This window comes from Burkholderia sp. MSh2, assembly GCF_000731655.1.
Classification (GTDB): Bacteria; Pseudomonadota; Gammaproteobacteria; order Burkholderiales; family Burkholderiaceae; genus Burkholderia; species Burkholderia paludis.
The window spans coordinates 1-12,361 of record NZ_JPGM01000093.1 but is presented as its reverse complement, the minus strand read 5'-3'; the positions used below and the strand labels follow the sequence as shown (position 1 = coordinate 12,361).

The 12,361-nt window shown below is 66.6% G+C and carries 13 protein-coding genes; 8 read left to right on the top strand and 5 right to left on the bottom strand.

Annotated features, from left to right (window positions below; all coding sequences use genetic code 11):
• The first annotated feature begins 19 nt into the window (after window positions 1–19).
• A complete protein-coding gene (locus GQ57_RS35370; protein WP_034200330.1) occupies window positions 20–724 on the top strand; it encodes a FadR/GntR family transcriptional regulator in 705 nt (234 codons plus the stop codon).
• A gap of 15 nt (window positions 725–739) precedes the next feature.
• Here the strand turns inward: GQ57_RS35370 and GQ57_RS35365 are convergent, their stop codons facing one another.
• Both GQ57_RS35365 and GQ57_RS35355 read right to left on the bottom strand, forming a co-directional pair.
• A complete protein-coding gene (locus GQ57_RS35365) occupies window positions 740–985 on the bottom strand; it encodes a DUF1272 domain-containing protein (protein ID WP_031403287.1) in 246 nt (81 codons plus the stop codon).
• A 316-nt stretch (window positions 986–1,301) separates the two neighbouring features.
• Complete coding sequence (locus GQ57_RS35355) at window positions 1,302–4,394, bottom strand: transglycosylase domain-containing protein (RefSeq protein ID WP_031403288.1); 3,093 nt, start codon at window positions 4,392–4,394, stop codon at window positions 1,302–1,304.
• Window positions 4,395–4,813: 419 nt separating this feature from the next.
• On the opposite strand from GQ57_RS35355, the gene GQ57_RS35350 reads away from it, so the two are divergent.
• Together GQ57_RS35350 and GQ57_RS35345 are read left to right on the top strand one after the other, a co-directional pair.
• On the top strand, window positions 4,814–5,206 hold the full coding sequence (locus GQ57_RS35350; RefSeq protein ID WP_034200328.1) for an MAPEG family protein: 393 nt from the start codon (window positions 4,814–4,816) through the stop codon (window positions 5,204–5,206).
• A 409-nt stretch (window positions 5,207–5,615) separates the two neighbouring features.
• Window positions 5,616–5,900, top strand: coding sequence for a PAAR domain-containing protein (locus GQ57_RS35345; protein ID WP_031403290.1), 285 nt, complete (start codon window positions 5,616–5,618; stop codon window positions 5,898–5,900).
• 47 nt (window positions 5,901–5,947) lie between these two features.
• On the opposite strand, the gene GQ57_RS35340 is transcribed toward GQ57_RS35345, so the two are convergent.
• Entirely contained in the window at window positions 5,948–6,259 is a 312-nt protein-coding gene (locus tag GQ57_RS35340; RefSeq protein WP_034200327.1) for a cupin domain-containing protein, read from the bottom strand.
• Between the two features lie 67 nt (window positions 6,260–6,326).
• Window positions 6,327–7,010: a DJ-1/PfpI family protein gene (locus tag GQ57_RS35335; RefSeq protein ID WP_034200326.1), complete on the bottom strand. Its 684-nt coding sequence runs from the start codon at window positions 7,008–7,010 to the stop codon at window positions 6,327–6,329.
• Window positions 7,011–7,127: 117 nt separating this feature from the next.
• On the opposite strand from GQ57_RS35335, the gene GQ57_RS35330 reads away from it, so the two are divergent.
• The 4 genes from GQ57_RS35330 to GQ57_RS42595 all read left to right on the top strand — a co-directional run bounded on the left by GQ57_RS35330 (window position 7,128) and on the right by GQ57_RS42595 (window position 10,599).
• The gene (locus tag GQ57_RS35330) at window positions 7,128–8,099 is read left to right on the top strand and encodes a GlxA family transcriptional regulator (protein WP_031403293.1); all 972 of its coding nucleotides are present in this window, start codon (window positions 7,128–7,130) and stop codon (window positions 8,097–8,099) included.
• Between the two features lie 185 nt (window positions 8,100–8,284).
• Window positions 8,285–9,259: a LysR family transcriptional regulator gene (locus GQ57_RS35325; RefSeq protein ID WP_031403294.1), complete on the top strand. Its 975-nt coding sequence runs from the start codon at window positions 8,285–8,287 to the stop codon at window positions 9,257–9,259.
• Window positions 9,260–9,438: 179 nt separating this feature from the next.
• Complete coding sequence (locus tag GQ57_RS35320; protein WP_034200325.1) at window positions 9,439–10,239, top strand: hypothetical protein; 801 nt, start codon at window positions 9,439–9,441, stop codon at window positions 10,237–10,239.
• Between the two features lie 81 nt (window positions 10,240–10,320).
• On the top strand, window positions 10,321–10,599 hold the full coding sequence (locus tag GQ57_RS42595) for a hypothetical protein (protein WP_152601965.1): 279 nt from the start codon (window positions 10,321–10,323) through the stop codon (window positions 10,597–10,599).
• Between the two features lie 535 nt (window positions 10,600–11,134).
• Here GQ57_RS42595 and GQ57_RS44505 read toward each other — a convergent pair.
• Entirely contained in the window at window positions 11,135–11,275 is a 141-nt protein-coding gene (locus GQ57_RS44505; protein ID WP_367649394.1) for a hypothetical protein, read from the bottom strand.
• A gap of 566 nt (window positions 11,276–11,841) precedes the next feature.
• Here GQ57_RS44505 and GQ57_RS35315 point away from each other — a divergent pair.
• Window positions 11,842–12,361 (top strand): contractile injection system protein, VgrG/Pvc8 family (locus GQ57_RS35315; protein WP_200880679.1); only part of this gene is annotated, 520 nt, incomplete at its 3' end.

Sequence of the window (12,361 nt, the reverse complement as noted above, 5' to 3'; positions counted from 1 at the left end):
AGATAGTGGGCACGCCGGCATGCCGGCTCAACGGAGAACGATCATTCAACGCGACCTGCATGGACAGACGGCGTTCCAGCTGGCGACGGCGATCCTGCGCGGCGACTATCCGCCCGAATCGCTGTTGCCGAGAGAACCCGATCTGATGGAGATGTACGGCGTGAGCCGCACGGTGATGCGCGAGGCGCTGCGCACGCTCACGTCGAAGGGGCTCGTCGAGTCGCGGCCCAAGGTCGGCACGCGGGTACGGCCGCGCCGCGCGTGGAATCTGCTCGACGCCGACCTGCTCGACTGGTACGCGCGTGTCGCGCCGCCGCTCGCGTTCGCGCTCAAGCTGCAGGAGATGCGCGAGATGGTCGAGCCGTACGCGGCCGCGCTTGCCGCGCGCGCGCATACGCCGGAAACCCTCGGCGCGATCGACGGCGCGGCGCGCGCGATGGCCGCCGCGCGCAACGTCGACGAATGGGTGCGCGCCGACCTGCGCTTTCACCTGGGCGTGCTCGAGGCCGGCGGCAACGAGCTGCTGGTGCCGCTCGGCGCGCTGATCGACCGCACGCTCGAAGCGCAACTGCATCTGAATGCGCGCCGCGCGGATGTCTACAACGCGTCGCTTGCCGAGCACGTGGCCGTGGGCGACGCGATCCGCGCGCGCGACGAAGACGGCGCGCGCCGCGCGATGGCGACCCTGCTGGCCGTGACGCGCGCGCGGATCGAGATGTCGTGACGCGGCGGAACGCCGTCAGGCGTTCGCGCAGCCCCCCGGCTTGCGGATCCGTTCCTTCGATGCCGGGTATTTCGCGAGCAGGCTCGCCGGCCGCCGGGGCCGTACGACCAGGTCGCCTCCGCAGTTCGGGCAGCGGCCTTTCAGCACGTCGTCGGCGCAGCTCGCACAGAATGTGCACTCGAACGTACAGATGCGGGCCTCCGTCGAATCGGGCGGCAGGTCCTTGTCGCAGCATTCGCAGCCGGGGCGCAGTTCGAGCATGACGGTTTTCCTCGGTCGGGGGAGGGGCGGGCGCCGCCGGATATCGCACGCGGCGCAGGCGAGCGCTACTGTACGCGTTCGGGCGGCCCCGGCCAACGGTGTTTCGCCCGGATGCCGCCGTATTTGAACGGGCATCGCGTGTGCGCGCGCTGCGGGAATCGTCCGAGTGGCGGCGACGTCGATCCGAACGGTGCGGCGATGTCCGCGAGCGACGTACGTCGCATCGAGGATATCGGCTTCGATACGTTGCCCGACATGCACACCGGCGGCCGCTCGCACCGAACGGCGCATCGCCGCGCGAACGGATGCACGGCGATCAGGACGGTTGCGCCGAAGCCGCCTCCGGCTGCGGCGCAGGGTCTGCCGCGTGCGTGCGGGCCTCGGCCGGGCGTTCGATCAGCGGCGCCAGCGCCGGCGCCATGGATTTCAGCAACTGCACGGCCATCGCGCTCGTGAAGTCGTAGCGCGCCGCATACGGTTCGTGCGCGGTTGCCGTCAGGACCCCGAAGAACCGGTCGCCGAGCACGAACACGAACGTGCCGCTGCGGTTCACCTTGCGCGATTCGATCAGCCGCGCGCCGCGTGCATAGACGTTGAAGCGCTGGTCGCCCGTACCCGTCTTGCCGTACACGTCGAGCGTCTTGCCGTCGGGCAGCGTGAACCCGCCCGCGAGGCGGCGCGCGGTGCCGTCGAGCACGACGTCGCGCAGCAGCGTGTGCGCCACGTTGACGATTTCCGGCGACAGCATCGGCTGCGGTTGCGGGGCCGCACGCACGAAGCGCGTTTCGTACGGCGTGCCCTTCGCGAAATCGAGCCGCGTGATCGTTTCGGTCGGCGCCTTCTGGCCGCCGTTCGCGATCAGGCCGATCAGTTTCGCGAGGGCGTCGGGCTGGTCGCCCGATGCGCCGATCGCGGCCGCATAGGAGGGCGTGACTTCCGCGAACGGGTAGCCGAGCGCGCGCCACGACTTCGTGATCTCCGCGTATGCGCGCAGCTCGACCATGCGGCGGATGCGGCGGTCCTGGGTCGCGTGATAGCGCGTCTTGTACAGCCACGAGTACGTGTAGAAACGCACGTCGCGGCTGTCGCGCTGGACGTCGGCAAGCGACGCGCCCGGGTGCGCGCGCAGGTAGTTGAGCGTCCACAGCGCGAGCGGGTGCACGCTCGCGATATAGCCGCGGTCGTTGAGGTTGAAGCGGTCGATCGCGTATTTCGCGTAGAGCGCGGCGAGATCGTCGTCGGACAGCGTCGCGGCCGGCGTGCCTTTCAGCTGCGCACGCATCTGCGCGTCGAACCAGGCGAGCGATTCGTTCGGCGCGACGCTGCGCAGCACCGTCGCGATCTTCGGCGGCGACTTGCGCACGTCGCGCAGCATCAGCGCGAGCGCGTCGTCGGGCGCCTTGTCCGCATAGCGCGTGTAATAGCGCTTCACGTAGACCTGGCTTTCGCCGTCGACGAACTGCTGCAGATAGCGGCGGCGCTGCTCGGGATCGCCGAGCCACGACGACGACGGGCCGGCCGCCTCCAGCGTCTCGTAGTGGACGATGTCGCGCATCAGCCGGACGAACACCAGGTTGACCGAATGCTCGAACGCCGTGTGCAGCGTCATGATGCGGCCGTTGTCCGATTTTTCGAAGTTCGAGAACACCTGCGCGCCGCCGCCCGTGTAGAACACGTCGGGGCTTGCCGAATACTTGCGTTCGACGGCCGCGTCGAGCATCGCCTGCAGCGAGCGGTCGTTCGTGTGCGACAGGTAGTCGAGCGCCCAGCGCGACAGCCCGTCGAGCGGGTCGGGCTTCACGCGCGCAAGCTCCGCGTTCGACAGGTTCGCATAGCGCGCATGCAGGTCGGAGACGATCTGCAGGTACGTGATCAGCGTGCGCAGTTTCGCGGTCGAGCCGAGGTTGATGCGGCCGCCGCGATTGACGTCGAACGGTTCGTTCACGCTGTCGGTCTGCACGCGCAGCAGGTTCGCGCCGTTGCGGCGCTCGTACAGCGTGAAGCTGTACGTGAGGTGCGACGGGTCGTCCTGCGGCGCGAGCATCTCGAACCCGTACAGGCCGGCCGCCTGCGCGCCGTCGCGCGTCGACGCCTGCGCGAGCCGTTCGGCGACCGCCTGCTGCACGCCGTTGTCGAGCGTGCTGGTGGCCTGCAGGTCGAGCTGGTCGAGCTGGTACAGGTCGCCGATGCCGAGCGCCGCCAGCAGCGATGCGCGCGCGGACGTCACGGCCTTGCGCGACACGAACGACTGCACGTGCGCGGCGGCTGGCGGCGCGCTGCGCTCGATCTGCGCGGCGAGCGCGGCGTCGCGCAGCGCGGGCGAGATCACGCCGCCGTTCGACAGCAACCGCAGGTAGCTGTCGGTCAGCCGCTGCAGCGCCGGATAGCCGCGATTGAGGAAGTACGACGGTGCGCGCTGCGCGATGATCAGCGACAGCACTTCGCGGAACGTCCTGCCCTGTTCGTCGACGTTGTCGCCGGTCGTCGGCGCGGACAGGATGCGGTTCACGTCGTCGAGGTTGCGGCCGTACCAGGCGGCCAGGCCGTCGCCGATGCCGGTGATTTCGCCGATGTGCGGCCGCGCGGCGAGCGGCACCGAGTTCAGGTAGCGCACGACGATGGTGCGGCGCGCGGCCATCGTCTGCGGGCCGTTCAGGTACGCGCGGACCGACGCGGACGCGATCTGCCGCAGTTTCTCGGGCGGCGTCGCGGTACGGCCCTCGGGCGAATGGCGGAACTTCTCGATCTGCGTCGCGAGCGTGCTGCCGCCGGGGCGCGCCTGGTGGCGGTTGACCACGTGCAGCGCCTGGTCGGCGAGCGCGCGGCTGAAACGCCCCCAGTCGATCGCGGGGTTGCGGTTCGGTTCGTTCCCGTCGAGCAGGTAGCGATCCTCGATGAACAGCAGCGAATCGGCGACCACGTGCGGCACGGCGTCGAAATCGGCATAGACCCGCTGCGGGAACACGGTCGAGAACAGCGGCGCGCCGGTCGAGTCGAACAGCATCAGGCCGGCCTGGTCCTTCTCGTCGAACGGGAGGAACAGCCCGCGCTCGCCCAGCGACAGCATCCGCTGCGAATCGCGCGCCTGCCTGCCGACGACGAAGCCGCGCGCGAGCAACCGTTCCTGGAATGCCGGAATCATCGCGTAGCCGAGGCGCTGGTCGTACGGGCCGTTCGCGGGGAAGCGGATGTGGTCGCTCGGGCCCGTCTCGACCGTGTAGCCGACGTCGCGCGTGAGTTCCGACAGGTAGTGCGCCTGCAGCCGGGACGTCTCGATCTCGCTCTGCACGAGGCGAGCGACGATCGCGACCGCGATCAGCAGTGCGGCGAGCACAGACCACTTGACCCACGTCCAGACCGATACGGGACCGGTCACGCGCGGCAGGATACGATTCAGCGGCCGATTCATGGCGGCGTCTCCCTGAAGGCGCGGGCTCCGGCCGCACCCCATTAAGGATTAGTGTAGTCCTCCGCAGCGGGCTGCCAAGGGCGTTCACTACCGAGATGCGCCGATGCAACGTGCGTGCCCGCGATGCGTGGCAACCGGCGTTGCCGGACGGTGGTGCCGGGCCGTCGCGCCGCGACGCTGGCGTGCGCCGCGCCGGGGCATTCGCGGGCGGGGGTGGCGGCGGTCAGCCCCGGCGGCCGGGCATGCGGACGATGCACCGGTTCCGTGCGGCGCGGCGGGACGGCAATTCGGGCCGGAACCCGACGATGAAATTGCGGCAGGCGGGCAGCGGCGGTACGGGTTTCCGCGATAGCCGCGCGCGCCGGCCGCGGGTAGGATCGTCGGATGTGCGGCGCCTTTCCGATTTCGCCGGGAGTCTCATGCCGATCCATCCCGTCGCGCTTGTTTGTACGGCGATCCTCGGGCTGCTGCTGTTCGGGCTCGGGCTCGTCGTGTCCGTCACGCGCTTCCGGCACGCCATCTCGGCGGGGTGTGCGTCCGATCCGGCGAACGGGTTGTACAAGATCGTGCGCGCGCACGGCAACACGGCCGAATACGCGCCGTTTCTCGCGGTGCTGTTTCTCTATTTCGGCGCCCACGATCCGTCGCGCGCGATCCTGGCGCTGATCGTCGCGGCGACCGTGTGCCGCTGCCTGCTCGTGATCGGATTGCTCGCGTGGCCGACGATGGCCCGGCCGAACCCCGTGCGTTTTGTCGGCGCGCTCGGTACGTATCTGTGCGGCGCCGCGCTGTGTCTCGCGCTGTTCGCGTGAGCGGCGGCACGCCGTCCGGGGCGGCTGCGCCGCGCGCCGCTATCGTCGCGGCAGCTTCGCGCGATCGTGCCGGCATGACGTACCACCGGGTCGCCACCGGGCCCGGCTCCTTTCCGGCGAGGTGTACCCCCGTACCCGAGCGCTGTCCATCCGCACGCACCGGGTATCGATTCGGCCGGGCGTCCGGCGGTCGAATCGACCAACGGGCAGGGTGCATCGGCGAACGATCGCCAGTCTGAGGCGTGGAGCGGCATCCGGCGCACGTTCTGACGAGGGCGGCGCTCGGCGGGTGGCGGCCGTGAGCGGTGATATGCTCGCGGGACGCCCGCGACCGACGGGCGGATTCCGATTGCCTGCGCCCGGCCGCGCCGCCGTGTCGCGCGGCATTTTCGAGGGAAGAACCGACATCATGAGCCGCAAATTCATTCTGAAGGGCGACACGACCGACCACGGCGGCGTCGTGCTCGACGGGATCGCCAACTCGTCGTTCGACGGACGCGAACTCGCGTATCTCGGCGCGCCCGTGTTCTGCGCGGCGTGCAAGTCGCCGGGCGTGATCGTGTCGGACGGCGGCGAGCGGACGATGACCGTCATGGGCAAGGTCGTCGCGCTCGAACACGATCTGTGCCAGTGCCTGTGCTCGCCGCAACCGAAGCTGATCGCGTCGCAGGCCACGGGCACGATCGCGAGTTGAACGCCGCCGCGCGGATTCCGTTTTCATCCGCGCGCCGGCGTCTTCCGTCAGAGGCTGCCTTCGGTCTCGATCACGAGGATGCGCGCTTCGCCGAGCGGATGTGCGACGTGCTCCGCGCCGGCCGTGGCGTGGAAGATGTCGCCCGTTTCGAGCACCGTCGCATGCTCGACGCCCGCTTCGCGGTAGCGCATCTCGACGCGTCCGTCGAGCACCGCGAGCACTTCCTCGTCTTCGTTGACGTGCCAGCGATACGGCTGGTCGGTCCAGTGCAGGCGCACCGTGATGCCGTTCAGGGTCGCGATCAGGTGCGCGTCCCACGCGCGTTCTGCGGTGAATGTCTTGCTGCGGATGATGTTCATCGATCGGTTCTCCGGCGCGAATGCGCGTCGTTCTCCAGTTTCCCGGCCCTGGTACCGGTGCCCGCCTTTACTGCGCCATCGCGCGCAGCGCCTGTTCGATCGTCTGCTTGCGCCTGGCGAAGCTGGCCGCCGAGCGCTCGGTGACACGCTGTACGACCGCGGCCGGCGCGGTGTCGGGCGAACCGGCGTTGAACGGCGGCGCGGGCGCGTATTCGAGCTGCAGCTGGATGGCCTGTGCCGCCTCGTCGCCGGCCAGTTCCGCGGCGATCGTCAGCGCGAAATCGATGCCGGCCGTGACGCCGCCGCCCGTGATCAGGTTGCCGTCGCGCACGACGCGTTCGCGCACCGGCACGGCGCCCAGCGGTTCGAGCAGCGAGTGGAACGCCCAGTGGGTCGTCGCGCGCCGCCCGCGCAGCAGGCCGGCCACGCCGAGCAGCAGCGCGCCCGTGCAGACCGACGTCACGTAGCGCGCGGCGGCCGCGCGCTGCTGCACGAACGCGATCGCTTCGGCATCGAGCAGCAGGTCGTTGATCCCGATCCCGCCGGGAACGCAGATCACGTCGAGCGGCGGACAGTCGTCGAACGTGCAGGTCGGCGCGAGCACGAGGCCGCTGCTCGACGCGACGGCGTCGCGCGATTTCCAGACCAGATGGACGGCTGCGTCGGGCAGCGACGAGAGCACGTCGTGCGGGCCGGTGAGATCGAGTTGCTGGACGCCCGGAAACACGAGAAGGCCGATATGCAGGGTCATGCGAGGACTCCGATTGGAAGGGAGGCGAGCCGTTGCCGGCACGGGATGGACAGATCGATTCTAGGCGCGTAGTGTTTGGCGAAATTGCCATATCACCCACGTTTTCAGCCAATCGCCATGCCTGCCGCCCCGCGTTCGATCCTGGTCCTCGCGTTCCCCCGTGCGCAGCTGCTCGACGTGTCGGGGCCGCTGCAGGTGTTTGCGTCCGTCAACGAGCTCGCGCTGGAGCGCGGCCTGCCCGCGCCGTATGCGCCGCGCGTCATCGCGGTCGAGGCGGGCCCGGTCGAGACGTCGTCGGGCCTCGTCGTGATGGCCGAGTCGCTGCGCGCGGCTGCGCGCCACCCCGATACGCTGATCGTCGCCGGCGGCAAGGGCGTGCATGCGGCGTCGAAGGATGCGCGGCTCGTGAGCTGGGTGCGCCGGCAGGCGGCGCGTACGCGGCGCGTGGCGTCGGTCTGCACCGGCGCGTTCCTGCTCGCGGAGGCCGGCCTGCTCGACGGGCGGCGCGCGGTCACGCACTGGGCGCGCTGCGACGAATTCGCCGCGCGCTTTCCGAACGTGCGCGTCGAATCCGATCCGATCTTCATTCGCGAAGGTGCGTTGTGGACGTCGGCCGGCGTGACGGCCGGCATCGATCTCGCGCTTGCGCTGGTCGAGGAGGATCTCGGGCGGGACGTTGCGCTCGACGTCGCGCGCGAACTCGTCGTGTTCCTGAAGCGGCCGGGCGGACAGGCGCAGTTCAGCGCCATGCTGTCGATGCAGCGCACCGACGACCGGTTCGGCGAGCTGCATGCGTGGATGGCCGAGCACCTGACGGCCGACCTGTCGGTGCCGGCGCTGGCCGAGCGGGTGCGCATGAGCGAGCGCAGCTTCGTGCGCCACTATCGCGCGGGAACCGGCCGCACGCCCGCCCGCGCGGTCGAGCAGATCCGCGTCGAGGCCGCGCAGCGCCTGCTCGGCGAAACGGCCTGGCCGGTCAAGCGGATCGCCGCGCGATGCGGATTCGGTTCGGAGGAGACGCTGCGGCGCAGTTTTGTGCGCGTGCTCGGCGTGTCGCCGCAGGGGTATCGCGAACGCTTCGTGCGATAGCGGACGGGACACGGCCGCGGTCCGCAACGAACAGGATGCCTGCCGCGTGGATCTGGACGAAACCGGATCGTTTTCCCGTGCGACATGCCGAGACTATTCGGGATGGGAGAACAATCGCAGGGGGCTTGTGCCGCGCCTGCCGCGCGCTCTATGCTGTTCCGTTGGCGATTCGAAGGGAGAGCAGCATGGACCGAATCCAGGCAATGGAAGTCTTCACCCGCGTGGTCGATGCGAACAGCTTCACGCGCGCGGCCGACACGCTGGCGATGCCGCGCGCGTCGGTGACGACCATCATCCAGAATCTCGAGGCGCTGCTCGGCGTGCGCCTGATGCACCGGACGACGCGCCGGCTGTCGCTGACGCCGGAAGGCGCCGCGTACTACGAGCATTGCATGAAGATCATCGCCGAGATCGCGGAGGCCGACGCGAGTTTCCAGACCGGCAACCGCAAGCCGAGCGGCGTGCTGCGCGTCCACATGCCGAGTTCGCTCGGGCGGCGCATCGTGTTGCCGTCGCTGTCGATCTTCCGGCAGCGCTATCCGGACATCACGCTCGAGCTGGGCCTTTCCGATCGCTACGTGGACCCGGTCGAGGAGGGTATCGACTGCATGATCCGGGTCGGGCCGCTCGAGGATTCGTCGATGGTCGCGCGGCGCATCGGGATGCTGAAGCGCGTGACCTGCGCGTCGCCCGACTACCTCGCGCGTCACGGCGAGCCGCACGAGATTGCCGATCTCGCCGAGCATCATGCGGTGAGTTTCCGGTCGAGCCACGGCGCGCGGGCTATTCCGTGGGTGTTCATGATCGACGGCAAGCCGTTCGAGGTGCGGATGAACGGGAGCGTCACGGTCAACGATTCGGATGCCTACGTGACGTGCGGGCTCGAAGGGTTCGGGATGATCCAGCCGACGCTGTTCATGGTGCTGCCGAACCTGCTCGACGGCTCGCTGGTCGAGGTGCTGCCGGACTGCAATCCGAAACCGAAGCCGATCTCGATCGTCTATCCGCATAACCGGCATCTGTCGCAGAAGGTGCGCGTGTTCGCCGACTGGATCGCGGAGGTGTTCGAGTCGACGCCGTCACTGGAGGGCGGGGAGAACTGGCGCGGGAGGGTGGGCGCGCAGGCGGCGACGCTGCAGAGAGGCACGGTGCCCGCGTGACTTCCTCTTCCGGGCCGTTTGCTGATCGGTGCGGGGCGGTTGAACCCCTGACAAAGCCGACAGTTATCTTGTGATCGACCGATTCGTTAAATTCGCGCGGCGGCTCTCCGCCTCCGGAGGCGCGCCGCGGCGAGGATGGCTGCGGCCGGAAGAATGACTCACGATCACCTTGGGGAACAATGTCGAAGTTCATGACGATCATCCGGCACCTTGCGTGCCTGGCGTGTGCGCTCGCGCTCGGCGCGTGCTCGACCGATTGCGGCAATCTCCTTGCCGGCAGTCATTCAACGTCGTGCGATCTTGCGTGGGGCGCGGCGATCGTGGCGCTGGCGCCCGTGGCCCTGGTATCCGGCGCAATCGACGATCACCGGCAAAATGCGCGCGACGAGGAAACCTGGAAGCGCTGGAAGGCAGGCGATCCGCCGGTCGTTGCGCAATGCGTGGTGGACTGCCAGTTGCCGTTGCACGTGACGCAGTCCGACTCGGGCGAGGTCGAGCAGCTTTTCGCACGCAGCCTCGACCAGATCATCGCGTGGTGGGGCGAACACCCGACGCCCGGCCAACTTCCGGTCGTGGCGGTGGCCTACAAATTCAAGGGGCAGCGCCTGATGCAGTCGGACCCTGCCGCGGCCGAGGCATTCCTGCGCAAGGCGGCCGTCATGGTCGCGGAGCCGGATATGGCCGAAGGCCTCAAGTCGGACTATTTTCCGGTCGGCGTCGTATTGAACAACCAGCGGTACTACGAGAAGGCGGCGCAGCAGATTCAGGAGAGCCTGATGGTGTTGCGGTTCAAAAAGGACGGCGCGGGCGCGGACGATTTCAGGTGTCAGCCTGTTGCGGCGTGGCCGCCGAGTTATCCGGTGAAGCTGGACGACGCTTGCAATGACGCGTATCGGAGGCTTTATGACCCGGGGTTCAAGACGCTTTCTTACACCTATCGGCGGGTTGATGGCGTCTATGAGCCGGAGTTGCAGAAATAGCGTGTGGCTTTCGGCGGTCTGCCTTGACGCGGAAGGTTTGCATGTGGCGGCGGTCGTTCCGGATTTGCAGGCGCGGGAGCAATGGACGACAGGGCGTGTCAGCGGAGCATTCGCGTTGCCTTGTTTCGCTTCCTGCGAAGCAGGGCGGTAGCGAAGTCGGTAGAGGTGGCGCGAGCGGGTGCCAGAGGCGCGGCCCGTGAAGGGAAAATTTCTACATCACACGGCGCACTGAAAAAAGCTGCCGTTCCGAAAGGGGCGGCGGCTTTTTTCATTTTGGATGCCGTCTATGGCTACAAGGCTGCCGATGTTACCGTTGCAGTGGACAGCCTGAACGTCGACAGGAACCAGAGCTCGATCTGATTGACCGGTCTCGCGTGCAGCGGTGTGAAGTCGAAGTTAAACCGCTTGCCGTGCCGCGCGTTGAATGCCAGCCAGGCAGCCTGAGCGCGACGTGTATTGAGGTGTCCCCAGACTACGCGCACCTGTTTGTCCAGAAATGCAGCAGCCACGCGCGTCATGAAGGTGACCAGATCGTCTTGGGTATGCCGGCGCGGCACTCTGCCAGCACCTGTCCGGTATGCGCATTGAGCGGGGCAATCAACGGTTAGGTGCTGTGGCGGATATATGCGGGTTTGCAACGACGCAGTCATCCCTGCACGGGTGAGCGTCCCGGGTGCTTGTGCTCAACCACCTTAATGCCGGTCTTCTCGTCGATACTGAGCACCGCCGTGTTTCGTGGCGCCTTGCAGTACAGCCTGCAAATCACGTTGACCTTCTCGCAGAAGGCTGGATCGGGACTGTGCTGCCAGTTATGGATCTGGCACGGGCGCACGTTGCCGGCTTGCGGAATACGCTGCACATGGTTGCATGTTGATCTGCTCGACGACGCTGCGTTTCACAGCGCGCGCCGCAATCCCTTCAAGGGGCGGCGTAAACCGCCCCTCAGGTTCTGTGCTTCACAGGCCAGCTCAATCAACTGCAGTCGCGCTTCGTGCGTAATGCGTGGTGGACGGCCACTGCGCTTACCTTCACGAATGCCTTGGATACCTTGCCGGGCAATGCGCTTGCGCCACAGGCAGACCGTCTATACGGAGACCCCCGGTTCCCTCACGATCACCATATTGGAGTGGCCCTCATCAGCCCATAACGCGATGCGTGCGTGCATCACATCTCGCTGTGCGGCCGCTTTATGCCCGATCAGCGAGAGCGGTTCCTGTCGTTTTTTATTCGCCAGCTTTACTGGTGTTGCTCATCTTTCCGTGATGGCCGAGGCGGCTTTTTATTAAAGTTATTTTCTTAATGTTATGCCTCGATAAAGTCGAGGTGATGTGCTGAAAAGTGTGTGGGAAATGTAAATTAATCAAGTAAATAAATTGATTGCTTATCGGTGGATATTTTTTTTGGAATCAAATGTTAATGGATTTTTTGAAATATCAAATATCGTAAAATCGTACTCGTCTGATAGATCTTGCCGCGCCTTCTGGTGTAGCTTTTTGCGAAAATCGTCTTTCATCAATCGAGATGGGAGAATCTGTGCAGACACGCGAAGCGTCAACACGATGAAGTGAATCGAGGCGCGGCTCTTGCTGAGACGAGGAATTCATGTACTTACCCACGCAGTCCCGTGTCGTGTCGATCAAGGGTATGGCGTTGCCAGAGGTCGCTGGAGAGGCGATGCTCCTGCCGATCAAGCTTCGGGGTAACGAAGCGCTCGGCGAGCTTTCCGAATTCACGCTGGAACTCAAGACCTTGAGCATACCGACGCTGCCCGTCTATGCGGCGCGCGAACGGATCCAGGCGGACAAGCTGATTGGCACCGAACTGACCATCTCGATTGAATTCGACGGAAAAGGCACGTTCGTTCCCGGTGTGCCCGGCGGCGCGGGGTTGGGTAATCTGGGTGCGGGCAAGCGTGAAATCATCGGCTTGATTACCGAGTTGTCGTTTGTTGGCGAAGACGATCGCTACGCGTACTACGAGATGAGCGTGCGCCCGTGGTTGTGGCTGGCGACGCTCAATCGAGAGAACCGGATCTTTCAGAACCAGAGCGTCGTTGAAATCACGGATGCAGTGCTCGGTTCGAGCCTGTATCCGTTCAAGTACGAATTGCGGCTCGGTGCCA